The sequence below is a fragment of the Stenotrophomonas sp. 24(2023) genome (assembly GCF_030913365.1).
In the GTDB taxonomy this organism is placed as follows: Bacteria; Pseudomonadota; Gammaproteobacteria; order Xanthomonadales; family Xanthomonadaceae; genus Stenotrophomonas.
Genome location: NZ_CP133160.1, coordinates 2,832,994 through 2,856,987 on the forward strand (window position 1 = coordinate 2,832,994; position 23,994 = coordinate 2,856,987).

Genomic DNA, 23,994 nt, shown 5'->3' on the forward strand with positions numbered 1-23,994 from the left:
GGCTGGCCGCAAAAGGCGGTGGCCCCGCCGGCTGACCTCGGCGCCCGCGTCGATCGATACCGTTGCTGCCTTCCGGCCCTGGCGGGGTTTTCGACCTAGCGTCGCGAGGGGCCGACGGGGCCACCATAGAGACGTTGGCCACCTGGTGGCGGCCGGTTCACGGATCAGGGGAAGCAGCGCGTTGCGCGCCGGAGACCACAGCCGGACTGCACACCGGCTGGCCGGTGGCAGGCGCGCATTCTAGCGCACCGGCAGGCGCGCGCGCCAGCGGCGGGCACTGAATCGGTTGTAACCCGCGACGGCGCAGGACGGGCAGGCGCGCGCAGCGTTGCTAGAATCGCGGCCCTGGAGGAACGGCCTCCCCCGTATCGGGCATCAATGACCAGGACGGCCTGGCCCTACCAGAAGGAGGGCCGCCATGGCCTGGATCTATCTCTTGTTTGCTGGCCTGCTGGAAATCGTCTGGGCGGTTGCGATGAAGCAATCCCACGGGTTCAGCCGCCTCACGCCGACCCTGATCACGCTGGCCGGCATGGTGGCCAGTTTCTGGCTGCTGGCCGTGGCGATGCGCACGTTGCCGCTGGGCACGGCCTACACCATCTGGACAGGCATCGGTGCGGTAGGCGCGTTCGTGGTGGGCATCGTGTTCCTGGGCGAGCAGGTCAGTGCGATGCGCATCGGCGCAGCGGTACTGATCGTCAGCGGGCTGGTGCTGATGAAGCTGTCCAGCAGCTGAGGCCGGTCGGGGCGCTGTACGGCGCCCCGGTTCCTCCTGCCCTACGCCGACACCCCCGCCAGCACCGCATACAGCACGGCCAGGCTCACCAGCAGCGTGTAGACGCTGCCGATGAGCAGGTAGCGCAGCAGGGTCAACAGCTTGTTGCCGGCATAGACACGCTGCTGCATCCACAGCAGGTAGGCCGGTACCGCCAGCCACAGCAGTGCATACAGCCAGCGGCTGGTCGCGTGCAGCGCGGGCGAGGCCATCGCTGCATCCAGCCCTACCAGCAGGAAGGTGAGCAGCAGTACCAGCATCAGCCAGGCATGGCTGTACAGCGCGACCACCAGATGTTCCAGATATCCTGTTGACCGCGAAACATAGGCCACGCGCAATACCAGCGCGAACACCGGCATCAGGAAGAACAGCGCGCCGGGCAGGGCGGTGAGGATGGCCTGCACGTACAGATCGGTCTTGTTGCCCATCCGCTCCAGGTTGGCATTGCCGTTCTGCAGGCGGTGGTTGAGCCAGTTGTTGACGAACTGTGGCGCACCGGTCACCACCACCGGGTTGGAATCGGCATTCCAGGGGGTACCGTTGACGGAGTAATCGAAGAACGTGCCGTGCTGGCTGGCATCCTGCGCTGGCAGTTCGCCGCCGCTCAGTTCCTTGCTGCGTTGGGCCGCCGCCGTGTTCACCGCCGCCATGGCCATTGCGAACGCGGCCGCGCCACTGGGTGAGGTGCGCTGCTGCTGTTCGAAGGCGGCTACCTGCGCACTGCGGATGGCCTCGACTTCCTCGACGGTCTGCGCCTTGGTGAACAGGCTGTTGTCGCCGCCGTTGAGGCTGAAATCGTCGGCATGCAGGGTCAGCTTGCCGACGAAGAACGTGAACAGCGTGAGGACCACGAACAGGCGCAGTGGCTGTACATAGCCGACGCGGTTGCCGTTGAGGTAGTTCCTGGCCACGCGCCCGGGCACCAGCAGATCGCGCAGGGTGCGGAAGATACGCCCGTCCAGGTGCCAGAACGATTCGAAGACTTCCTCGATGGCGTGACCGACGTGCTTGAGCGGGTTGTGGGCCGACTGTCCGCAGCTGTGGCAGTAGTGGCCATGCAGCATGGTCTGGCAGTTCTCGCAGGCGCCGTGTGCGGGCGCAGTGGCGTCAGGCACGGCAGCGTGCACGGTGTCGGTGGAGCTCATGGCTTAGGCAGGGCGGCAGGTGGAGAGCGCCTACGATAGCGATTTTTCAGGATTCGTTCAGCTTTTGGGGGCGAGCCGCATCCACGCATGGCGTGGATCTACAGGAATGCGCGCCACGTGTGGATGGAGCGCGAAGGCAGGTAGATCCACGCCATGCGTGGATGAGCAACGGGGGGCGGGTAGATCCACGCCATGCGTGGATGAGCAACGGGGGGCGGGTAGATCCACGCCATGCGTGGATGAGCATCGGCTCTTCTGGAGACGCCAGCGCTTCTGAAAGGCTTCCCCTGCAGGAGCGGGTAGAGGTTGATGAGGCACGGTTGCTGGGCCTGCCTTCGGCGGTCCGGTTCCGCTCCTGCAGAACTGCCGAACCCCTGCGGGGCCTCTCTCACTTGATGCCTCCCACCAGCCAAATAAAAAAGCCGCCCAATGGGCGGCTTCTTTATTCATTTGGCGGAGAGAGGGGGATTCGAACCCCCGAAGCGCGGTTTAGACGCTTACACACTTTCCAGGCGTGCTCCTTCAACCACTCGGACACCTCTCCGGATCCCTGTCATCGGCAAACGCCTCAGCAGGGGCGCAGATTCTAGCGGGCGCCGGGCCGGGACACAAGCCTCCCGTGGGAGGCCGGTGGGGATGGACAGGCATGGCACAATGGAGCATCCGATGAAGACGGTGGCCTGATGTCCTATCTCGTGCTTGCCCGCAAGTGGCGTCCGAAGCGTTTTGCCGAGCTGGTGGGCCAGGAACACGTGGTCCGCGCCCTCAGCAACGCGCTGGACAGTGGCCGCGTGCACCACGCGTTCCTGTTCACTGGCACCCGCGGCGTGGGCAAGACCACCATCGCGCGCATCTTCGCCAAATCGCTGAACTGCGAGCAGGGCACCAGTGCCGACCCCTGCGGCCAATGCGCCGCCTGCCTGGACATCGATGCCGGCCGCTACATCGACCTGCTGGAAATCGACGCCGCCTCCAACACCGGCGTGGATGACGTGCGCGAGGTGATCGAGAACGCGCAGTACATGCCCTCGCGTGGCAAGTACAAGGTCTACCTGATCGACGAAGTGCACATGCTCTCCAAGGCGGCGTTCAATGCGCTGCTGAAGACGCTGGAAGAACCGCCGGAGCACGTGAAGTTCCTGCTGGCCACCACCGACCCGCAGAAGCTGCCGGTGACCGTGCTCAGCCGCTGCCTGCAGTTCAACCTCAAGCGCCTGGACGAGGACCAGATCCAGGGCCAGATGACCCGCATCCTGGCGGCTGAAGCGATCGAGGCCGACGCCAGCGCCATCGTGCAGCTGGCCAAGGCCGCCGACGGCAGTCTGCGTGATGGCCTGTCGCTGCTGGACCAGGCCATTGCCTATGCCGGCGGCGCGCTGCGCGAGGACGTGGTGCGCACCATGCTGGGCACCGTGGACCGCACGCAGGTCGCGGCCATGCTCGATGCACTGGCCGAGGGCGATGGCCCGCGCCTGCTGCAGGTGGTGGCGACGCTGGCCGAGTTCTCGCCGGATTGGAGCGGTGTGCTCGAAGCGCTGGCCGAGGGCCTGCATCGCATCCAGGTGCAGCAGCTGGTACCGGGGGCGGTCGTTGCCGAAGGTCTGGACGTGACGGCGTTTGCCGCGCGCCTGCGTCCGGAGGTCGTGCAGCTGTGGTATCAGATGGCGCTGAACGGCCGCCGCGATCTGCCGCTGGCCCCGAGCCCGCGTGCAGGCTTTGAGATGGCCGTGCTGCGCATGCTGGCATTCCGCCCGGCCGCGGCGGTGCCGCCGGTACCGCGTACGCCGGAGGCCGCGCCAAGGGGGGCGCCATCGGCAGGGAGCGGGCAGGGCGGTGATGCAGGTGCTGCAGGCCATGAAGCGGCGCCGGTGGCTGCCGCTGCGCCCGTACCTGCCGCGGTGGTCGCTGAGCCGCAGCCGCCTGTACCGCCGGAACCGGTCGCCGCCCCGGTGGTGCCGGACCTGGTTCAATCCCCGGCGCCGGTGGAAGCGCCGGTTGCGCCTGGGGTTGCAGCGCCGTCGGCCACCGATGACCTGCCGCCGTGGAAGACCAGCAGCAGCGACGACCGCGACGAAGCACTGGCCGCGGAAATGGCCGGTCCTGAAGCGGCCATGGCCGCGCCCTGGCATGAGCCGCCGGCACCGGCAGAGCCTCGCCCGTTCCGCCCGGAAGGCATCGCCATCACGCCGGTGGCGGCTGCCGTTGCCCCGTTCCAGGCCAGCATCAGCGAACTGGCCAGTGCCGAGGACTGGCTGGAGCTGGTGGCCGGCAGTGGCCTGAGTGGCCCCTCCCGGCAGCTGGCGGCCAACGCCGCGTTCATCAGCTGCCAGCAGGGGGTCTTGAAACTGGGCCTGTCGCCCGGATTTGAATACCTGCGTTCCGAGCGCGCGCTGGCGGCGCTGGCCGAGGTGATCGAGAAATCCCTGGGGCAGCCGCTGAAGATCGTGGTCGACTTCGTTGAAGCCGCGCACGTGCCGGCGGAAACGCTGCACGAACGTGCCGATCGCCAGCGTGGCGAGCGGCAGCAGGCCGCCGAGGCCGTTTTCATGGACGATCCGGAAGTGCAGGTGCTCATCCAGCAGCACGGCGCCCGGGTCGTTTCCGATTCCATCCGTCCCATTGATGAGTAAGACGACATGCGTGGCAATATCGCCCAGATGATGCAGCAGGCCCAGAAGATGCAGGAAAACCTGCAGAAGGCCCAGGAAGAAATCGCCCGGCTGGAAGTGACCGGCAGCGCCGGTGGCGGCATGGTCAGCGTGACCCTGACCGGTGGCAAGGAATGCCGCAAGGTGCGCATCGACCCGTCGCTGCTGAGCGACCAGGAAATGCTGGAAGACCTGATCGCGGCGGCGTTCAACGATGCGTCCAACAAGATCGATGTCGAATCCAAGACGAAGATGGGTTCGGCTACGGCCGGCATGCAGCTGCCGCCGGGCATGAAGCTGCCGTTCTGATGTCCGCGGGGCGCCGGCGATGGCCGGTGCCCTGGTTTCCCTCCGCGCTCTGTCGGGCATGCCTGACACCACCAAAGCACATGCCGTGTCTGCACCCCTGCTGGAACAACTGATCGATGCGTTGCGGGTGCTGCCCGGCGTAGGCCAGAAGACGGCCCAGCGCATGGCTTACCACCTGCTTGAGCGCGAGCGCGAGGGTGGCCAGCGCCTGGCCGAGGTGCTGGCGCTGGCGGTGGAGCGTATCGGCCATTGCCAGCAGTGCCGTGATTTCAGCGAAACCGAGCTGTGCCCGACCTGTGCCAACGGCAGCCGCGAGCGCAGCCAGCTGTGCGTGGTCGAATCGCCGGCCGATCGCTTGGCCATCGAGAACGCTACCGGCTTCCGCGGCGTCTACTTCGTGCTGCAGGGCCGGCTGTCGCCGCTGGATGGCATCGGCCCGCGCCAGCTGGGCCTGGAACAGCTGGAGCAGCGCCTGGCCGAAGGCGAGGTGCAGGAACTGATCATCGCCACCAGCGCCACCGTGGAGGGCGAGGCCACCGCGCATTACCTGGCGCAGCTGGCGCGTGCACGGCAGGTGCGGCCCAGCCGGCTGGCGCAGGGCCTGCCGCTGGGGGGCGAACTGGAGTATGTGGATCGCGGCACGCTGTCCCATGCCTTCGGTTCACGCAGCGAAGTGCGCGACTGAAGCCATGCTGGCCACGGCCGGTGCCGGCCATGCCTACAATGCAGCCGATCCCCGCCAAGGCCGTGCATCCATGAGCAACGAAACGCTTTTCAGCAAGATCATCCGCCGCGAGATTCCGGCCACCATCGTCTATGAGGACGAGGACGTGCTGGGTTTCAAGGACATCGCGCCGCAGGCGCCGGTGCACGTGCTGTTCATTCCCAAGAACGAGATCATCCCGACCCTGGATGACCTGCAGCCGGCGCAGGCACACCTGATCGGCAAGCTGGCGTTGGCTGCGGCCGATTACGCGCGCCGCGAAGGGCTGGCCGAGGACGGCTACCGCATCGTCATGAACTGCCGCGAACATGCCGGGCAGACGGTGTTCCACATCCACCTGCATCTGCTGGCCGGCGCGCCGCTGGGCCACTTCGGCGTACCGGGCCGTTGACGGCACGCCGAAGCGTGCCCCAAAAAAAACGCCGCCCCGGGGCGGCGTTTTTCGTCATGCTTGAACCGGTGCGGTTACCACCAGCCCCAGCCACGGTAGCCGTAGCCCCACGGGCCTGGACCCCACGGACCCGGGCCCCACGGGCCGTACGGGTAGGGCACCACATCGACCTGGCGCTGTTCCGGCCACAGGTAGATCACGTCAGCGGCCAGCTTCGGCAGGCGGTAGTCGTAGTCGCCGATGCGGGTGTTCTCGTACCCGCTGATCTTGCCGATGAAGGTGACATCACGGCCTGCCTCGAACACGGCCGGGTCATAGAAACCGGCGCGGCAGGCGATGAAGCGGCCATCACTGACATCGGTCGAGGTGGTGGTCGGGCGGCCGCTGCCATTGAGCGGGCGCGAGATCAGCTGGAAGCAGGTCTCGCCCTGGCCCGGCTTGGTTTCGATGATGCGGCCACCCCAACGCACCGGGGTCCCCACCTGCTGGGTGGGCACCGCGTCACGCGGCGATACCATGCTGAACTGCCCCTGCAGCGGCTTGGGGGCCGTCGCACAGGCTGCCAGGGCCAGCGTGGCCGCGGCGGTGAGTAGGAACTTGGTCTTCATGAAGATGCTCCGGGGGACGGGCGATGCCTGTGCAGGTCGGCCAATAATGAAGCGAGGTCGGTGCGAGTGCCAGCGTAGCGCGCATCGACGAAACGCTGGCTGAGTGACACCAGTACCGGATCTGGCCGTTGGGCGTGCACCCGGCGGGCCCAGTCCAGCGCTGTTTCCGCCGGTTCCCGGGCCAGCCCGAGGCGGGCGTAGCGGCGCCCGAGGCGATGCCAGGCGCGCAGCAGCGGGTCACGCTCGCGCTCGCCCCGGGCCAGCAGCCAGGCCATCCACAGCAGGGCCAGGGCGGTAAGGGTGACGAAGCCGGCCACCAGCTGGCCAGGCTGCAGATCATCCAGGCCCAACGGCCGGAGCAGCTGGCGCTGGCGGTTGGCATCGAAGGACAGCACCAGGTTGTTCCAGCCCCGCCGCAGCCAATCGGCGGCCTGGCCGAACTGCAGCCAGCCGTCCTCGGCCACCGCACCACCGTTCCCCGCCAGGCGGTCTTCCAGGGTGTCGTAGATGCGCTCGGGGGCAACGGCGGCCGTCGGGTCCACGCGTACCCAGCCGCGCTGCGGCAGCCAGACCTCAGCCCAGGCATGGGCATCCATCTGGCGCACCACCCAGTAATTGCCGAACGGGTTGCGCACGCCACCGGCAAAACCGGTCACCACGCGGGCGGGAATGCCGGCATTGCGCATCAACACCACGAACGCCGAACTGAAGTGCTGGCAGAAGCCGGCCTTCTGTTCGAACAGGAACTGGTCCACCCCATCGCGCTGGTAGGCCGGGGTTTCCAGCGTGTAGGCGAAGTCGGCATGGATCCAGTCCATGGCCCGCTTGATGATGGCGGCATCGTCGTTGCCGGCTTCCTGCCGCCACTGCCGGGCCAGCGCCGCAGTCCGCGGGTTCAGGCCGGCCGGCAGCTGCAAGGCCTGCCGGCGCTGCAGCAGGGACAGGCCGGCATCGAAGCGCGTGGGGGGGCTGGAGTGCAGGCGCCAGCGGCTGAGCGAGGCCAGCGTGCGGTCGCTACTGAGGCTGTAGTCGGCATCAAGGCGGCTGCCTTCGGGCGCGCGGGTTGGCAGGTCCAGCGCGACCAGCAGGCGGCGGTCGGTGGGCTCGGCGTCGATCTGGTAGTCCCAGCCGCCGGGGCGGCGGGCCACATCGGGCACGGGCAGGCGGTCGCTGTCCGGGTCGCGTTGCCAGCGCTGGCCGTCGAAACGGGTCAGCACCGGGCCGCGCCAGTAGCGCTGTTCGGCCGGCGGTACCGCCCCGAAGAAGGTCACGCGCAGGGCCGGGCTGTCGTCGGCCATCAGGTCCAGCCACTGGCCCAGATCCATGCTGTCGCTCAGGCCGGGCTTGCCGACCGAGCGCTCGGGCAGCCCCCACAGTGGCGTGGACAGCCGTGGGAACAGCCAGAAGGCCGCCAGGGCCAGTGGCAGGCCCAGGGCCAGCAGGCGACCGATGCCGTGCAGCTGCTGGCGCAGCGGTGCCGGTGGGCTGCGCCCTTCGTCCTGGGCCAGCCGCTGCAGGGCCAGCAGCCCGGTGATGCCGGCAAGTGCGGCCAGCACCGTGGTCAGTGGCCCCTGATCGAGCAGGAAGGCGGCAAACGGTGCGAACAGGGCAAAGCCCAGCAGGCTGCGCGCATCGCGCAGCGTGTGCAGTTCGCTGGACTTGATCGCCAGCATCGCCGCCAGCAGCGCGCAGCCGGTATCACGGCCGGGGCGGACCGCGCCCATCTGCCAGACGATGGCGCCCATCATCGCCAGCACCAGCAGTACGCGGAGCGGCATGGGCAGCACGCGCTGGCGCGAGAGCAGGGCCGTCAACAGTGCCGTGCCGGCGATGATCGCCGCCAGCGTGGTCGGCAGCTGCAGCAGCAGCGGCAGCAACGCCAGGGCCGCACTGGCAAGGGTCCAGTGGCGGGCGGGGCGGTGCAGGGGGGCGGGCTCAGTCATGCGGGAGCAGCGCCAGGGCGCGCAGGCAGAGGTGATGGTGGCCGGCGCCCTGGCCGGGGCCGATGGCCGGTTGCCCGGGCAGCTGCAGGGTGTAGCGGCGGCCTTCGCGTTCGGCGACATCCACCCAGCGCGCCAGGCGGGAAATGCGTGCTTCGCGGCCAAGCGCGCCCAGGGCCCTCCAGTCCAGCAGCACATCGATGCCCACCGGCTTTTCGTAGTCGCGTACCAGCAGCGTATCGCGGCGTGCGGAGTGCTTCCAGGCAATGCTGCGCGGCGCGTCGCCCGCGCGGTAGGGGCGCAGCTGGTGCAGTTCCTCGCCGCTGGCGTGGACGCGCGTATGCAACGGGTCGATGCCCTGTTCGGGCAGGGGCGGGGCCTGCGCTTCGGCCTGCGGATAGACCAGCAGCGGCTGCTCCGGCCACACCCATGACCACGCGCGTACCAGCCCCAGCGGCTGGGTGCTGGACAGGCGGATGCGGTCCAGGTCCAGCCAGCCGCGCTGCTGTGTGGGGATGTCCAGCTCGACTTCGCCGCAGCCCTGCGCCGGCAGGTCGAGCCAGCCATGTGCATCGCCCAGCAGCAGCTGCAGGCCGTGGCGCACCCGTGGGTCGCGCACGGACAGGTTCACGCGCAGGCGCAACGGTTGCCCGGCCGCGACCGGTTCGCCGGAGACCGCGTCCACCTGCACGCCGGACAGCTGCAGGTGCGCGGCGATGGTGCTGGCTACCGCCGCCGCGGCCAGCAGCAGCGCCAGCAGCAGGGCGGGGTTGTTGTTGTAGTTCAGCGCGCCCAGCAGCATCGCCGACAACAGCACGGCCATGAAGGCACCAAACCGCGTGGGCAGCACGTAGATGCGTCGCCGGTCCAGCTGTGCCGGCAGGGCTTCGGGCGTGCGCGGGCGCGCAAGCAGCTGCAGGCGTCGCCAGCGCGGTGCCATGTTCAATCGACCGCGACGGTCTGCAGGATGGCCCGTGCCAGGGCCGGCCCGGAAGAGGCTTCGGCTTCGGCCACCAGGCGGTGCCCGGCCACCGGCACGAACAGTGCCTGCACATCCTCGGGGACGACATGGTCGCGGCCCAGCAGCAGGGCATGCGCACGCGCGGCACGCAGCAGCGCCAGCCCGGCACGCGGGGACAGGCCCACGCGTACACCGGCATGCTGGCGGCTGCGGGTCAGCAGGGCCTGCACGTAATCCACAAGCGCATCGCTGGCATGGACCTGCAGCACCGCCGCGCGCAGGGCGCGTACCTGCGCGTCGTCCAGCTGCGGTACTGCCTGTGCGATCAGGTCGCGGCGGTCAGTGCCGCGCAGCAGCTCCCGTTCGGCCTGCGCGCTCGGGTAGCCCATCGCCAGGCGCAGCAGGAACCGGTCCAGCTGTGAATCCGGCAGCGGGAACGTGCCGGACAGGTCCACCGGGTTCTGCGTGGCGATCACGAAGAACGGGTCCGGCAATGCGTGGGTCTGCCCGTCCAGCGTGACCTGCTGTTCGGCCATCGCTTCGAGCAGCGCGCTCTGCGTGCGGGGCGGGGCACGGTTGATTTCATCGGCCAGCAGCACATGGGTGAACACCGGGCCGGGATGGAACTGGAACTGGCGGCTGCCGGCCTCGTACACCGATACGCCCAGCACATCGGCCGGCAACAGGTCCGAGGTGAACTGCACGCGCTGGAAGCCCAGCCCCAGGCTGCTGGCCAGTGCATGGGCCAGGGTGGTCTTGCCCAGGCCCGGCAGGTCTTCGATCAGCAGGTGGCCACCGGACAGCAGTGCGACGAATGCCAGCCGCACCTCGTGCGTCTTGCCCAGGATCAGGCCGTTGACCTGGTCCTGGGCGGCGCGAAGGGACTGCCGCAGGTGATCGGTTAGCATGCGGGGCATGGGGGACGAGGCTGTCATGATCGTCTCAAGGCGGGTATCCATTCGATTCTATAGACAGGCGATGCAGGGCGAACAACGCGCACGGATGATATTTCTCTGGTTGTGGACGGCGGTCACAGCAGTAAAGCTGATCGCGGCCGCACGCCTGCCGTTGTTCGTCGATGAGGCGTTCTACTGGCAGGAGGGCCAGCACCTGGCAGCGGCCTATTCCGACTTGCCCGGCCTGACGGCCTGGCTTGCGCGCTGGGGCGTGGAGATGGGCGGGCACCACGTGCTGGCCCTGCGCCTGCCGTTCCTGGCCATCGGTGCGCTGCTGCCGATGCTGGTGGTGCGCATTGCCGCGCGCTGGTTCGGCAACGTGGCCGGCTGGCAGGCCGGCAGCCTGACGTTGCTGATGCCGCTGTCGGCCACGCTCGGCCTGCTGGCCGTTCCCGACGTGCCGATGGCGCTGGCGGCCGTACTGTGCCTGGATGCCGGTGCACGCCTGATGCGCACGGTCGATGCCGCGTCGGCGATGAAGCTGGCGCTGGGGCTGTTGATCGGTGCGCTCAGCCACTACCGCTTCATCGGCGTGATCGGCGTGGGCTTCATTGCCTTGCTGGCGCTGCCGCAGGGGCGGCGCATGCTGGCCGATCCGCGCGTCTGGGTGGCGCTGGCGGTGGGCGTGCTGGCGTGGCTGCCGCTGCTGGCCTGGAATGCCGACAACCACGAAGCCGGCCTGAAGTTCCAGGTGGTCGAGCGCCATCCCTGGGCCTTTGAATGGCGTGGGCTGTGGTTCCTGGTGATCCAGCCGATGCTGGTCACGCCACTGCTGTGCATCGCCATGTGGAAGGTGGCGCTGGCAGGTACCCGCAGCGGTGGCGGCGCGCGCGCGCAATGGCGTTATTTCGGGCTGGTCGGGGGCGTGTCCACCCTGGCGATCTTCCTGTTGGGCTTCTTCACCGATGTGGAGCGCATCAGTTTCCATTGGCCGCTGCCCGGTTACCTCGCCCTGCTGGTGGCCGTGCCGGTCATCCTCAACGGCTGGCCGCGCTGGCTGCGCCGCATGGCCTGGTGGCTGGCCGGCGCGGGCATGGTGCTGGCCTTCGGCTATTACCTGATGGCATCCACGCCGGCGCTGCGCGAACAGCTGGCCGGCAACAAGTACTACCCGCGCAACTTCGCCGGCTGGCAGCCGCTGGCGACGGCGGTGCGCGAGGAACTGCGGCAGATGCCCACCGGCACCCGCGTGCTGGCCGGCAACTTCAAGGTGGGGGCGGAACTGGGCTTCCAGCTGGGCGATGGCGACATTGCCGTGTTGCCACACCCGCTCAACGACAAGCACGGCCGCACCGCCCAGCTGGCGCTGTGGAACCTGTTGCATGAAGGGCCGCGTCGCACGCCGATGCTGCTGGTGCTGTCCCCCAGCGACCAGCGCTTCCGTGATCTGCTGTCGCGTTACCAGGCCATCTGCGAACAGGTCGGGCCGCTGCCACCGCCCCGCGTGGTCAGCAGCGACCATGGCTTCCAGCGCTTCCTGCTGTTCCGCCTGCCTGCCGAACGGGCTGAAGGCCCCTGCGTGAGCCCGGTGCTGGCTTACCTGGATTCACCGGGCAACGGGCAGCGCGTGTCCGGCATGCTGCCGGTGCGGGGCTGGGCGATGAAGGAAGGGGTGGGCATCGCCCGGGTCGAGGTGCTGGTGGATGGGCGCGTGGTGGCGGATGCGGCCTATGGCCGTGAATCGGACCTGCGCTCGATGTGGCCCGGCGCCACCGATCCGCAGCTGCCCAATGTGGGGTTCGACAGCCAGGTCGATACCACCACGCTGGTGCCGGGCCGGCATTGGCTGGGCCTGCGCCTGCATGGCCATGACGGCAGCGTGGAGGACTGGCAGGAGCAGCCGTTCGAGGTGCGCCGCTAGCGGCGCGGGCGGTTACGGCACCGCCACGCCGGCCTGGCGCAGCAGTCCGCACAGGGCGATCAGCGGCAGGCCGACCAGGGCAGTGGGGTCGCGGTTGTCGATGGCTTCGAACAGGCTGATGCCCAGCCCTTCGCACTTGAAGCTGCCGGCGCAGTCCAGCGGCTGTTCGGCGGCCACGTAGCGGGCGATCTCGGCCGGTGCCAGGACACGGAAGCGCACCTGTGTGAGATCGCAGGCGGCCAGCGTGTCTCCGTCACGACTGAGACTGATGGCGGTATGGAAGCGAACGGTGCGCCCGGACATGGCCGCCAGTTGTGCGTGGGCGGCTTCGACGGTGCCCGGTTTGCCCAGGGGCTGGCCGTCCAGATCGGCCACCTGGTCCGAGCCGATCACCCAGCTGCCGGGATGGCGCGCGGCCACCTCGGCGGCCTTGGCGGCCGCCAGGCGCTGGGCCAGGGCCTGCGGCGCCTCGCCGGGCTGCGGCGTTTCGTCCACGTCCGGGCGGGCGGTCTGGAAGTCCAGGCCCAGGCGCTGCAGCAGGGCCTGCCGGTAGCGTGAGGTGGAGGCAAGGATCAGCGCATTCATGCGACACTACCGGGACAGGGCGGGGCAGTCTGGCCCGCCGTAGGCCCCCGGGCAAGCCCGCCGGGGGTGGGGATTTGACAGACGGCCCGCCGATCCTTAGCATTCAGCGGCTTATGTCCGCGAACGTGCCCGAAACGCTGGATGCTTGGCGGATGGTCGCAGCGCGAAGGCGCTTCGACGGCCAGGTAGCCCTGGCTGATATGTCCCGACTGCAGGGGTTGATTGCCGATACCGAAGGCGAGTGTGTCTTTTCGCTCGAATTCGGCCGCGACGACATCTTGCAGGTATCCTATGTGGAACTGACCATCGATACCGCGTTGCCGCTGACCTGTCAGCGCAGCATGCAGCGTTTCCTGTTGCCGGTGAAGATGGTCCAGAGGCTTGGCCTGATCCGCGACGAGGACGAGGAATCGTCCCTGCCGGAAGACTACGAGGCCCTGCTGGTGCCGGAAGACGGCCAGCTGGTCCCGTTGGATCTGGTCGAGGACGAGCTGGTGCTGGCGGTGCCCGTGGTGCCGCTGTCGCCGGACGGTGAACCGGTCGAGCGCGACTGGGCACCGACGCAGGAAGAATCTGACAAGGCCAATCCGTTCGCGGCGTTGGCGGCGTTGAAGAAGAAACAATAGCAGCCGGTTGTCGTCGGCGGCTGCGGCGAAAGCGAAAAGTGTGCTGGGCGCTGGCGTCCTGTGCGACGAAACGACGAAGCAAATCGAACCGAGTTTGGAGCAATCCCATGGCTGTGCAGAAATCCCGTGTCACCCCGTCCCGCCGCGGCCAGCGCCGTTCGCATGACGCCCTGAGCGCCAAGCAGCTGTCCACCGACCCGACCACCGGCGAAGTGCACCTGCGTCACCACATCACTGCCGACGGTTTCTACCGTGGCAAGAAGGTCATCCAGACCAAGACCTCGGCTGTCGAAGAAGATTGATTGCCGACAGGCCGCTGCCTCCGGGCAGCGGCCTTGCCTTCTTTCCCGGGTGTGCCGGTGATCGGCGGCCCGCGCAACAGGAAACATGATGAGCAAGCGGATCTACTCGAGGATCGCGGGCACCGGTAGCTATTTGCCGGAAAAAGTCCTGACCAACGCCGACCTGGAAAAAATGGTCGAAACCTCGGATGAGTGGATCCAGACGCGAACGGGTATCCGCGAACGGCACATCGCTGTCGAAGGCGAAACCACCAGCGACCTCGGCTTCCATGCCGCACAGCGCGCGCTTGAAGCGGCCGGCATCGACGCCAGCCAGCTCGACATGATCGTGGTCGGTACGACCACTCCTGATCTCATCTTCCCGTCCACCGCCTGCCTGATCCAGGCCAAGCTCGGTGCGACCGGTTGCCCCGCCTTCGACGTCAACGCGGCCTGTTCGGGCTTCGTGTACGCGCTGAGCGTGGCCGACAAGTTCATCCGTTCCGGCGATTGCAAGCATGTGCTGGTGATCGGCGCGGAAACCCTGACCCGCATCGTTGACTGGAACGACCGCACCACCTGCGTGCTGTTCGGCGATGGTGCCGGCGCTGTCGTGCTCAAGGCCGACGAGACCACCGGCATCCTCAGCACCCACCTGCATGCCGATGGCAGCAAGAAGGAGCTGCTGTGGAACCCGACCGGCGTGTCCGCCGGCTTCGGCGAAGGCGGCGCGATCCTGATGAAGGGCAACGACGTGTTCAAGTACGCCGTCAAGGCGCTGGACTCGGTCGTGGACGAAACCCTGCAGGCCAACGGCCTGGACAAGTCCGACCTGGACTGGCTGATTCCGCACCAGGCCAACCTGCGTATCATCGAAGCCACGGCCAAGCGCCTGGACATGTCCATGGAACAGGTGGTGGTGACCGTGGACAAGCACGGCAATACCTCGTCCGGTTCGGTGCCGCTGGCGCTGGACGCCGCTGTGCGTTCAGGCAAGGTTGAACGCGGCCAGCTGCTGTTGCTGGAAGCGTTCGGTGGTGGCTTCACGTGGGGTTCTGCTCTGCTGCGCTATTGATAGCTGCAGTTACGACAACGTGAATCTGTCGTTACGGCCCCACTGGGGCCGTAACGCGTTATGGAGGACCCCCATGGTTGAGCCCATCGTCATTGAAGGGCAGCGAGCCTGGTTGAAGCAGTACGGCCAGGGAAGCCGTGCCTTGGCCCTTGGCCTGCTCAATTTCGTTGCACGCCGTTTCCATCTCGACGCCCTGCGTCCGCCCCCGCACCGTGGCGGTGATGCGGCCTGCAAGACCGAAGAACGCCGCCTGCGTGAACTGCACGCGCAGGGCGTGAACGTGCCTGAAGTGATCGGCAGCGGCCATGCCGCGCTGGTGATCGGCGACAACGGCAGCTCGTTCAACACCTGCCTGCGGCAGGCCGATGATGCTGGCCGCGACCGCCTGGTGGCGGCGGCCATGCGCGCGCTGGCCGAAGCGCACAACCGTGGCGCCTATTTTGGCCAGCCGTTGCCGCGCAACCTGACCTGGGATGGCGAACAGGTGGGCTTCATCGATTTCGAGGAGGACCCGCTGGAAGTGATGGACCTGGCCGAAGCGCAGGCGCGCGACTGGCTGATGTTCGGTTACGGCGTGGCCAAGTATTACGCGGACCGCCCCGAGCACCTGCAGGCGATGATGGCCGAGGCCATGGATGATGTGCAGGCGCCGGTGCGCGAGCACGTGCACGCGGTCAGTGGCCGCCTGCAGCGCCTGGCCCGGGTGTGCATGAAGCTGGGCCGTTCAGCGCGCGCGCTGGCCCATTCGATCTTCATCACCCACGGCGCCACCACCACCGGCGTGCTGCTGGTGGCCATCGTCTGCCTGGACTGGTTTGCCGACGGTCAGCTGGACATCCTGGAACTGTTGTCCTGATTGCGCACGCCAGGCTCGGCCTGGCGTGCTGTGCGGTGATGCTGCGATCCGGTGATGCCGGGATGGATGGCGACAGCGGTCCACTGTGCTTCGCATGAACACGGAAACAGTCCCGCGCTGCGCGCGATGGCCGTCTCCGCTGTTCCCCCGCATCCGGCGTGTGCAGTCGGCAGGAAGGTGCCTTGCGCGGCCCGATCATCCCATCGCCTTGCCATTCAGCCTCCGGGCGTGCTGTACGGGCAGCTCTGCTGCACGCGCTTCCCATACGCCCTGCATACGCGCACGTACAGACGACACGGGGTATTCGCCATTATCATGGCCCGCTTCGATTGCAACCAGCGGATGACCGCGTGACCGATTCCACCCTCGCTTTTGTCTTCCCCGGCCAGGGCTCGCAGTCGCTGGGCATGGTGGCCGAGCTGGCCGAACTGCACCCGCAGGTGCGCGAGGCCTTCGTCGAGGCATCCGAAGGTGCCGGCGTCGACCTGTGGGCGCTGTCCCAGGGTGGCCCGGAGGAAATGCTCAACCGCACCGAATACACCCAGCCGGCCCTGCTGGCCGCCAGCATCGGCGTATGGCGCGCCTGGAACGCCGCGGGCGGTCCGCGCCCGGCCGTCCTGGCGGGCCACAGCCTGGGCGAGTACACCGCGCTTGTCGCGTCCGGCGCCTTGAGCCTGCATGACGGTGCCCACCTGGTGCGCCTGCGCGGCCAGTTGATGCAGGACGCCGCACCGGCGGGCGTGGGGGCCATGGCGGCCGTGCTGGGCGCTGAAGACGCGCTGGTGCAGGAGGTCTGCGCCGAAGCCGCCGGCAGCCAGGTGGTGGTGCCGGCCAACTTCAATTCGCCGGGCCAGATCGTCATTGGTGGCGATGCCGCCGCGGTGGACCGCGCACTGGCGCTGCTGGCCGAAAAGGGCGTGCGCAAGGCGGTCAAGCTGGCCGTGAGCGTGCCCTCGCACACCCCGCTGATGCGCGAAGCCGCCAACCGCCTGGCCGAGGTGATGGCCGGGCTGTCCTGGCAGGCCCCGCAGCTGCCGGTCGTGCAGAACGTCGATGCCCAGGTGCATGACGGCGTGGAAGCCATTGCCCGGGCGCTGGTGCAGCAGCTGTACCAGCCGGTGCAGTGGACCGGTTGCGTGCAGGCACTGGCCGCCCGCGGCATCACCCGTGTGGCCGAGTGCGGCCCGGGCAAGGTGTTGACCGGCCTGGTCAAGCGCATCGACAAGGGCCTGGATGGCCGTTCGCTGGCCACCCCGGGCGACTTCGACGCCGCCCGCGAGGCGTGGTCGGCCTGATCCCCCTGTTCCTGCCGACCGTGCCGGTGGCCGCATCCTGCGGCGCGGGTGCGGCGGCCGCCCCAGCCTGAGGAAAACATCATGAGCAAGCCCCTGCAGGGTGAAATCGCACTGGTTACCGGCGCCAGCCGTGGCATCGGTGCCGCCATCGCCGACCTGCTGGCCGCCCAGGGCGCCACCGTCATCGGCACGGCCACCACCGACGCCGGTGCCGCCGCCATCGGCGAACGCCTGGCCGCCCACGGTGGCCACGGCCGTGCGCTGAACGTCACCGACAGCGCCGCGCTGGACGCCGTACTCGATGCCATCGCCAAGGAATTCGGTCCGATCTCGATCCTGGTCAACAATGCCGGCATCACCCGCGACAACCTGCTGATGCGCATGAAGGAAGACGACTGGGCGTCGATCATCGACACCAACCTGACCAGCGTGTACCGCACCAGCAAGGCCGTCATGCGCGGCATGATGAAGGCGCGCAAGGGCCGCATCATCAACATCGCCTCGGTGGTGGGCGTGACCGGCAACGCCGGCCAGGCCAACTACGCGGCCGCCAAGGCCGGCATCATCGGTTTCAGCAAGTCGCTGGCCAAGGAAATCGGCTCGCGCGGCGTCACCGTCAATGTCGTGGCCCCGGGCTTCATCGACACCGACATGACCAAGGCGCTGCCGGAAGAAGCGCGTGCCGCGCTGATCGGTGATATCGCCCTGGAGCGCCTGGGTTCGCCGGAGGACATCGCCCATGCGGTGGCCTTCCTGGCCAGTCCGGCGGCCGGCTACATCACCGGCGAAACCCTCCATGTGAACGGCGGCATGTACATGCCGTAAGCAAGGGGCGCAGGGACTGCGCCGCAAGTGATTGATCTGCTGGGAAATTTGCTGCGATGCAAGGCCCCGCCGGTTTCCACTACACTATCCCACGGCCATCGCCTTTGATGGCGACCACTTTTGAACCACTACTCCATCTGGAGCGAGATCACATGAGCACCATCGAAGAACGCGTCAAGAAAATCGTCGTCGAACAGCTTGGCGTCAAGGAAGAAGAAGTCACCAACAGCGCATCGTTCGTCGATGACCTGGGCGCTGACTCGCTGGACACCGTCGAACTGGTGATGGCGCTGGAAGAAGAGTTCGAGTGCGAAATCCCGGACGAAGAAGCCGAGAAGATCAGCACCGTGCAGGCTGCCATCGACTACATCAAGGCCCACGTCAAGGCCTGATGTCAGTGGCAGTGCGTGGCGCGCTCCGGCGGCCACGCACCGCACCCCCATGGGGCCGCAGTCGCGGCCCCGTGTATTTGAGCGTCACCCTTTAGCGTCACCCGTTGGGGAATCTCCTCGGGAACACAACATCCAGTCATCCGCAAAAATGCGCGGGTCAGGAGAACTGCAATGAAGCGTCGCGTCGTCGTAACCGGCATGGGCATGGTCTCGCCGCTGGGCAATGATCTGTCCTCCACCTGGGAAGGCATCACCCATGGACGTTCGGGCATCGGCCCGCTGACCAACGTTGCCGACTCCTATCTGGAGCGCTTCACCACCAAGATCGCAGGTGAGGTCAAGGGATTTGACATCACCGCCGACAACGAACTGTTCGGCAAGTACCGGGTCAGCGGCAAGGATGCCAAGAAGATGGACCCGTTCATCCATTACGGCCTGGGCGCTTCGTTCATGGCCCTGCACGATTCGGGCCTGGACATCACCGATGCCAACGCCGACCGCATCGGCGCCATCGTCGGTTCGGGCATCGGCGGCCTGCTGGGCATCGAAGAGCAGACCATCGAGTTCCACGAGGGCAGGAAGATCTCGCCCTTCTACGTGCCCAAGACCATCATCAACATGCTGCCGGGCCAGCTGAGCATCATCGCCGGGCTGAAGGGCCCGTCGTTCTCGGCGGTGTCGGCCTGCGCCACCTCCAACCACTCCATCGGCACCGCCATGCGCATGATCCAGTACGGCGATGCGGACGTGATGGTGGTCGGCGGCGCCGAACGCGGCTCCTCGCCGACAGCACTGGGTGGCTTCTGCGCGATGAAGGCCATGTCCACCCGCAACGACGCGCCGGGCGAAGCCTCGCGTCCGTGGGATGCCGAACGTGACGGCTTCGTGCTGGGCGATGGCGCCGGCATCCTGGTGCTGGAGGAATACGAGCACGCCAAGGCCCGTGGCGCGAAGATCTACTGCGAACTGGCCGGCTTCGGCGCCAGCTCCGATGCCTTCCACATGACCGCCCCGGCGGAAAACGGCGAAGGCGCGGCGCGCTGCATGGTCATGGCCATGAAGGACGCCGGCGTCACCCCGGAACAGGTCGGCTACCTCAACGCGCACGGTACCTCCACGCCGCTGGGCGACCTGGGCGAGACCATGGCGATGAAGACCGCCTTCGGCGACCACGCCTACAAGATGATGGTCAGCTCCACCAAGTCGATGACCGGCCACCTGCTGGGCGCTGCCGGCGGCATCGAAGCCATCTTCTCGGTGCTGGCACTGCGTGACAACGTCATTCCGCCGACCATCAACCTGCACACCCCCGGCGAAGGCTGCGACCTGGACTACGTGCCCAACGAGGCCCGCCAGGCCAAGGTGGACGTGGTGATGTCCAACGGTTTCGGCTTCGGCGGTACCAACGGCACGCTGATCTTCAAGCGCATCTGATCGTTGTCGGCGCACCGCCGGCCCACCGATCCCGCACCGAGGCCGCCGCAAGGCGGCTTCCGTGCATCTGAACCACAGACACGGCCCCCATGACCCAGGCTCCGCTGATCCACCCGCTGCCACACCCCATCGACCTGCTGGCCCTGCAGGCACACGACCGGGCCCGCTTCCCGCTGTTGATGGAATCCACCGCCTCGGGTACCGCGCAAGGCCGCTGGAGCCTGCTGCTGGCGGCCGGGCCGGGCGTGCTGCGGCTGGATGCCGATGGCGTGGTGCGCGACGAGCACGGGGCGGTGCAGCCGGGCAGCTTCCTGCAGGCGCTGGACCGCGCCTGGCAGGCGCAGCGGCTGCCGCATGCGGGCACGGCGGAAGTGCCGTTCCGTGGCGGCTGGGCGCTGCTGCTGGATTACGAACTGGCCAGCCAGATCGAGCCGGTGCTGCCGCACGTGCCCCGCGCTGACGGCCAGCCCGCCGCACTGGCGCTGCGCTGCCCGGCGGCAGTGCTGCATGACCACCAGGCCCAGCGCAGCTTCCTGGTGGCCGAGGCCGGGCAGCAGGCACTGGTGGCCGAGCTGCAGGCCCTTCTGGGCGCGCAGCTGCCCGACGCCGGGCAGGGCTGGCAGCCGCCGGTGAGCATCGACGAGGACGCGCCGCAGCGCTTTACGGATGGCGTACGCCGGGTGATCGACTACCTGCGTGCCGGCGACGTGTTCCAGGTGAACCTGTCGCGCCGCTGGCGCGCCGGCTTCGATGCGCCGGTCAGCCCGCAGGCCCTGTACGCGCAGCTGCGCCGTGCCAATCCCGCGCCGTTTGCCGGCCTGTTCAGCGCGCACGGGCGCCACGTGGTCAGCTCCTCGCCCGAGCGCCTGGTGTCCGTGCACGCCGGGCACGCGCAGACGCGGCCGATCGCCGGCACCCGCCCGCGCTTCGAGGGCGATGATGATGCCGCGCGCATCCAGGAACTGGTCGGCCACCCCAAGGAACGGGCCGAGCACGTGATGCTGATCGACCTGGAACGCAACGACCTGGGCCGCATCTGCACGCCCGGCAGCGTGGTGGTCGATGAACTGATGACCGTGGAAAGCTATGCCCACGTGCACCACATCGTCAGCAACGTCAGTGGCCAGCTGCGCGAAGGCGTCACCCCGGGCGAAGTGATCGCCGCCACCTTCCCCGGCGGCACCATCACCGGCTGCCCCAAGGTGCGCTGCATGCAGATCATCAGCGAACTGGAACAGGTTGCCCGCGGAGCCTACACCGGGGCCTTCGGCTGGCTGAACCGCGATGGCGACCTGGACCTGAACATCCTGATCCGCACCGCCGAGGTGGATGGCAGCACGGTCAGCTTCCGTACCGGTGCCGGGATCGTGGTTGATTCGGACCCGGACAAGGAGCTGGATGAGACCCGTGCCAAGGCACGCGGGCTGATGCGGGCGCTGGGCCAGCTGGGCTGAGGGATCGTCCCCACCGGTCAAGGCCATCCACGCATGGCGTGGATCTACCACGGCCAACGCCGCCCCCCGGCCATGGATCCACGCCATGCGTGGATGACGCCCGCGGTACTGCCCGGCCCCCGCCCATGACCCCGCGCCACCCGGCACGGTATCCTGCACCACTGAATGGTGAGCAAGGGTCGTTCCATGGCGGGAGCCAAGCGCGGGTGTCTGTTCGTGGTAACGCTGGTCGCGGTGCTGGCTGCGGTGGTGGCCGGTGCGGGCGCCTGGTTCTACTACAAGCAGGTGCAGTTCGCCGACAGCCCCATCACGCCCAGCGCGGACAGCCTGGTCATCGACAAGGGCGATGGCCTGAACACCGTGCTGCGCAAGCTGCGCGAGGCCGGCGTGGATGAGGGCCAGGATGCGCAATGGCAGCTGCTGGCGCGCCAGATCGACGCGGCCGGCAAGCTGAAGGTGGGCGAGTACGCCCTGGATGCCTCGCTGACCCCGCGCGAGCTGCTGCTGCGCATGCGCCAGGGCAAGGTGCTGCAGCACCGCGTGACGATCATCGAAGGCTGGAACATCCGCCAGCTGCGTGCCGCGCTCAAGCGTGCCGAGCCACTGGTGCACACCACCGATACCCTGGATGATACCGCGCTGATGCAGCGCCTGGGCTTCGGCGGCGAACACCCCGAAGGCCGCTTCCTGCCGGAAACCTACATCTACCAGCGCGGCGATACCGACCTGGACGTGCTCAAGCGCGCCCATGCGGCGATGGAGAAGGCATTGGCCGAAGCCTGGGATGCGCGCGCGGCGGACCTGCCGATCAACACGCCGTACGAACTGCTCACGCTGGCTTCGATCATCGAAAAGGAAACCGCGCTGGCCAGCGAACGCCCGCAGATTGCCGGGGTGTTCATGCGCCGCCTGAAGATCGGCATGCGCCTGCAGACCGACCCGACCGTGATCTATGGCATTGGTGCCGCGTATGACGGCAACATCCGCCGCCGCGACCTGACCACCGACACGCCCTACAACACCTACACCCGTGCCGGCCTGACGCCGACGCCGATCGCCATGCCCAGCCGTGATGCACTGATGGCGGCCGCGCAACCGGCACCGGGCGATGCGCTCTATTTCGTCGCCGTGGGCGATGGCAGCGGCGCGCACGTGTTTTCGCCCAGCCTGGACCAGCACAACGCCGCCGTAGCGCGCTACCTGCAGCAGCTGCGCCAGCAACGTACCAAGGAGACCCCGGCGCAATGAGTTCCGCGCTGCTGCGACACCCGCGCTTGATCACCCTGGAAGGCGGCGAAGGTGCCGGCAAGACCACGGCCATCAATGCCGCGCGCGATTACCTGCGCGGGCTGGGCCACGAAGTGGTGCTGACCCGTGAGCCGGGCGGCACGCCGCTGGCCGAACGCATCCGTGGGCTGGTGCTGAAGCCCGACGAAGAGATCGCCGCCGAGCCGCTCAGCGCCGAGGCCGAACTGCTGCTGGTATTCGCTGCGCGCGCCCAGCACGTGCGCCGGGTGATCCAGCCGGCGCTGCAGCGTGGTGCCTTCGTGCTGAGCGACCGCTTCACCGATTCCAGCTATGCCTACCAGGGCGGTGGCCGCGGCCTGGATGCACACTGGATTGCCGACCTGGAGCGCCGTGCCGTGGGCCTGCTGCCGGGGTTGACCCTGCTGCTGGATGTGGACGTGGCCATCGGCCGCGCGCGCGCCAATGGCCGCGATCTGTGGCCGGATCGCATCGAAAGCGAACAGGACGATTTCTTCCAGCGCGTGCGCGCCGTGTTCCGCGAGCGTGCCACGCAGGACCCGCAACGGTTCGCCGTGATCGACGCCAGCCAGGCGCAGCCGGCGGTGGCCGCTGCCGTGGCCGCCGCCGTGGCGCAGCGCCTGCAGCAGGGAGGCCTGGCATGAGTACGTTTTCACCCTGGCAGCAGCGTGCATTCGACCAGACCCTGGCCGCGCTGGATGCCGGCCGTCTGGGCCATGGCCTGCTGATCTGCGGCCCGGCCGGGCTGGGCAAGCATGCGGTGGCGCAGGCATTGGCCGAGCACGTGCTGTCGCGCGGCGATGCGGCCCACGCGACGCGTACCCGTCAGCTGATCGCCGCCGGCACCCATCCGGACCTGCAGCGGGTCAGCTTCATTCCGAACAAGACCGGCGACAAGCTGCGTACCGAGATCGTGATCGAGCAGGTGCGCGACATCACCAACAAGCTGGCGCTGACCCCGCAGTACGGGGTAGCGCAGGTGGTGATCGTCGACCCGGCCGATGCCATCAACCGTTCCGCCGCCAACGCGCTGCTCAAGACCCTGGAAGAACCTCAGCCCGGCCGCTACCTGTGGCTGGTCAGCGCCGAGCCGGCGCGCCTGCCGCAGACCATCCGCAGCCGCTGCCAGCGCCTGGAATTCAAGCTGCCGCCGCGCGAGGAAGCCCTGGCCTGGCTGCAGCAGCAGGGCCACAGCCCGGCCGATGCCGGCGATGCGCTGGATGCCGCACGCGGCCATCCCGGCCTGGCCGACAACTGGCTGCGCGAGGATGGCCTGGTGCTGCGGCGTGAAGTGGGCAAGGAACTGGAACAGCTGGCCGCCGGGCGCACCGGTGCGGTGGAACTGGCGCAGAAGTGGTGCGGCGATGACAACGCCGCCCTGCGCCTGCGCTTTGCCGCCGACCTGGCACTGGCCCAGGCCAGTGATGCCTTGACCGCGCCGGAACGATTGCACAAGCTGGCGGCCTGGTTCGATGCCGCCAACCGGACCCGCGACCTGCTGCGCACCACCGTGCGTGCAGACCTTGCGGTGGTCGAGTTGCTGCTGGCCTGGAACAAGGTCAACGAGCGGCAAGCAAGGGGATGAAC

The 23,994-nt window shown here is 68.1% G+C and carries 24 protein-coding genes, 1 tRNA gene and 1 other RNA gene; 18 read left to right on the forward strand and 8 right to left on the reverse strand.

Features of this window, described 5'->3' with window-relative positions:
* Nucleotides 1-21: 21 nt before the first annotated feature.
* Nucleotides 22-118: signal recognition particle sRNA small type (ffs, locus tag Q9R17_RS12645), an RNA gene on the reverse strand.
* Nucleotides 119-418: 300 nt separating this feature from the next.
* Between ffs and sugE the strand changes: the two genes are divergently transcribed.
* The gene (gene sugE / locus Q9R17_RS12650; RefSeq protein ID WP_308154959.1) at nt 419-736 is read left to right on the forward strand and encodes a quaternary ammonium compound efflux SMR transporter SugE; all 318 of its coding nucleotides are present in this window, start codon (nt 419-421) and stop codon (nt 734-736) included.
* A gap of 41 nt (nt 737-777) precedes the next feature.
* Here the strand turns inward: sugE and Q9R17_RS12655 are convergent, their stop codons facing one another.
* The gene (locus tag Q9R17_RS12655) at nt 778-1,920 is read right to left on the reverse strand and encodes a DUF3667 domain-containing protein (protein WP_308154960.1); all 1,143 of its coding nucleotides are present in this window, start codon (nt 1,918-1,920) and stop codon (nt 778-780) included.
* A gap of 451 nt (nt 1,921-2,371) precedes the next feature.
* Nucleotides 2,372-2,464 (reverse strand) — tRNA-Ser (locus tag Q9R17_RS12660).
* A 139-nt stretch (nt 2,465-2,603) separates the two neighbouring features.
* Here Q9R17_RS12660 and dnaX point away from each other — a divergent pair.
* The 4 genes from dnaX (at nt 2,604) to Q9R17_RS12680 (ending at nt 5,992) form a co-directional block, all read left to right on the forward strand.
* Complete coding sequence (gene dnaX, locus Q9R17_RS12665) at nt 2,604-4,550, forward strand: DNA polymerase III subunit gamma/tau (RefSeq protein WP_308154961.1); 1,947 nt, start codon at nt 2,604-2,606, stop codon at nt 4,548-4,550.
* Between the two features lie 6 nt (nt 4,551-4,556).
* Nucleotides 4,557-4,877, forward strand: coding sequence for a YbaB/EbfC family nucleoid-associated protein (locus Q9R17_RS12670; protein ID WP_308154962.1), 321 nt, complete (start codon nt 4,557-4,559; stop codon nt 4,875-4,877).
* Between the two features lie 85 nt (nt 4,878-4,962).
* Nucleotides 4,963-5,562, forward strand: a complete 600-nt coding sequence (gene recR, locus Q9R17_RS12675) for a recombination mediator RecR (RefSeq protein WP_308154963.1) — start codon at nt 4,963-4,965, stop codon at nt 5,560-5,562.
* 70 nt (nt 5,563-5,632) lie between these two features.
* On the forward strand, nt 5,633-5,992 hold the full coding sequence (locus Q9R17_RS12680) for a histidine triad nucleotide-binding protein (RefSeq protein WP_308154964.1): 360 nt from the start codon (nt 5,633-5,635) through the stop codon (nt 5,990-5,992).
* Between the two features lie 74 nt (nt 5,993-6,066).
* On the opposite strand, the gene Q9R17_RS12685 is transcribed toward Q9R17_RS12680, so the two are convergent.
* From Q9R17_RS12685 to Q9R17_RS12700, 4 genes are read right to left on the reverse strand one after another with little or no spacing between them, the layout of a single operon-like run.
* Nucleotides 6,067-6,600, reverse strand: a complete 534-nt coding sequence (locus tag Q9R17_RS12685; RefSeq protein ID WP_308154965.1) for a Slp family lipoprotein — start codon at nt 6,598-6,600, stop codon at nt 6,067-6,069.
* Entirely contained in the window at nt 6,597-8,543 is a 1,947-nt protein-coding gene (locus Q9R17_RS12690; RefSeq protein ID WP_308154966.1) for a DUF3488 and transglutaminase-like domain-containing protein, read from the reverse strand. The genes Q9R17_RS12685 and Q9R17_RS12690 overlap by 4 nt, the downstream gene beginning before the upstream one ends.
* On the reverse strand, nt 8,536-9,480 hold the full coding sequence (locus Q9R17_RS12695) for a DUF58 domain-containing protein (RefSeq protein WP_308154967.1): 945 nt from the start codon (nt 9,478-9,480) through the stop codon (nt 8,536-8,538). Before Q9R17_RS12695 ends, Q9R17_RS12690 begins: the two co-directional genes overlap by 8 nt.
* 2 nt (nt 9,481-9,482) lie before the next feature.
* A complete protein-coding gene (locus Q9R17_RS12700; protein WP_308154968.1) occupies nt 9,483-10,436 on the reverse strand; it encodes an AAA family ATPase in 954 nt (317 codons plus the stop codon).
* Nucleotides 10,437-10,479: 43 nt separating this feature from the next.
* Here Q9R17_RS12700 and Q9R17_RS12705 point away from each other — a divergent pair, with 43 nt between their 5' ends.
* Nucleotides 10,480-12,318: a glycosyltransferase family 39 protein gene (locus Q9R17_RS12705; protein WP_308158340.1), complete on the forward strand. Its 1,839-nt coding sequence runs from the start codon at nt 10,480-10,482 to the stop codon at nt 12,316-12,318.
* Between the two features lie 12 nt (nt 12,319-12,330).
* Here Q9R17_RS12705 and Q9R17_RS12710 read toward each other — a convergent pair whose 3' ends face one another.
* Nucleotides 12,331-12,903 (reverse strand): Maf family nucleotide pyrophosphatase, encoded by a 573-nt coding sequence (locus Q9R17_RS12710; RefSeq protein ID WP_308154969.1) that lies wholly within the window; start codon nt 12,901-12,903, stop codon nt 12,331-12,333.
* A 113-nt stretch (nt 12,904-13,016) separates the two neighbouring features.
* Between Q9R17_RS12710 and Q9R17_RS12715 the strand changes: the two genes are divergently transcribed.
* The 12 genes from Q9R17_RS12715 (at nt 13,017) to Q9R17_RS12770 (ending at nt 23,992) form a co-directional block, all read left to right on the forward strand.
* Nucleotides 13,017-13,529 (forward strand): YceD family protein, encoded by a 513-nt coding sequence (locus Q9R17_RS12715; RefSeq protein WP_308154970.1) that lies wholly within the window; start codon nt 13,017-13,019, stop codon nt 13,527-13,529.
* A 107-nt stretch (nt 13,530-13,636) separates the two neighbouring features.
* Nucleotides 13,637-13,831: a 50S ribosomal protein L32 gene (gene rpmF, locus Q9R17_RS12720; RefSeq protein WP_005408308.1), complete on the forward strand. Its 195-nt coding sequence runs from the start codon at nt 13,637-13,639 to the stop codon at nt 13,829-13,831.
* Nucleotides 13,832-13,919: 88 nt separating this feature from the next.
* A complete protein-coding gene (locus Q9R17_RS12725; RefSeq protein WP_308154971.1) occupies nt 13,920-14,885 on the forward strand; it encodes a beta-ketoacyl-ACP synthase III in 966 nt (321 codons plus the stop codon).
* Between the two features lie 73 nt (nt 14,886-14,958).
* Nucleotides 14,959-15,741: a serine/threonine protein phosphatase gene (locus tag Q9R17_RS12730; RefSeq protein WP_308154972.1), complete on the forward strand. Its 783-nt coding sequence runs from the start codon at nt 14,959-14,961 to the stop codon at nt 15,739-15,741.
* Nucleotides 15,742-16,091: 350 nt separating this feature from the next.
* On the forward strand, nt 16,092-17,036 hold the full coding sequence (fabD, locus tag Q9R17_RS12735) for an ACP S-malonyltransferase (RefSeq protein WP_308154973.1): 945 nt from the start codon (nt 16,092-16,094) through the stop codon (nt 17,034-17,036).
* A gap of 81 nt (nt 17,037-17,117) precedes the next feature.
* Nucleotides 17,118-17,861: a 3-oxoacyl-ACP reductase FabG gene (fabG, locus tag Q9R17_RS12740; RefSeq protein WP_308154974.1), complete on the forward strand. Its 744-nt coding sequence runs from the start codon at nt 17,118-17,120 to the stop codon at nt 17,859-17,861.
* 152 nt (nt 17,862-18,013) lie between these two features.
* On the forward strand, nt 18,014-18,253 hold the full coding sequence (acpP, locus tag Q9R17_RS12745; RefSeq protein ID WP_005415509.1) for an acyl carrier protein: 240 nt from the start codon (nt 18,014-18,016) through the stop codon (nt 18,251-18,253).
* Between the two features lie 171 nt (nt 18,254-18,424).
* Nucleotides 18,425-19,687: a beta-ketoacyl-ACP synthase II gene (gene fabF / locus Q9R17_RS12750; protein WP_308154975.1), complete on the forward strand. Its 1,263-nt coding sequence runs from the start codon at nt 18,425-18,427 to the stop codon at nt 19,685-19,687.
* A gap of 89 nt (nt 19,688-19,776) precedes the next feature.
* Entirely contained in the window at nt 19,777-21,141 is a 1,365-nt protein-coding gene (locus tag Q9R17_RS12755) for an aminodeoxychorismate synthase component I (protein WP_308154976.1), read from the forward strand.
* A 186-nt stretch (nt 21,142-21,327) separates the two neighbouring features.
* The gene (gene mltG / locus Q9R17_RS12760; protein ID WP_308154977.1) at nt 21,328-22,389 is read left to right on the forward strand and encodes an endolytic transglycosylase MltG; all 1,062 of its coding nucleotides are present in this window, start codon (nt 21,328-21,330) and stop codon (nt 22,387-22,389) included.
* Nucleotides 22,386-23,051, forward strand: coding sequence for a dTMP kinase (tmk, locus tag Q9R17_RS12765; RefSeq protein WP_308154978.1), 666 nt, complete (start codon nt 22,386-22,388; stop codon nt 23,049-23,051). Before mltG ends, tmk begins: the two co-directional genes overlap by 4 nt.
* Nucleotides 23,048-23,992, forward strand: a complete 945-nt coding sequence (locus Q9R17_RS12770; RefSeq protein WP_308154979.1) for a DNA polymerase III subunit delta' — start codon at nt 23,048-23,050, stop codon at nt 23,990-23,992. The genes tmk and Q9R17_RS12770 overlap by 4 nt, the downstream gene beginning before the upstream one ends.
* Nucleotides 23,993-23,994 lie beyond the last annotated feature (2 nt).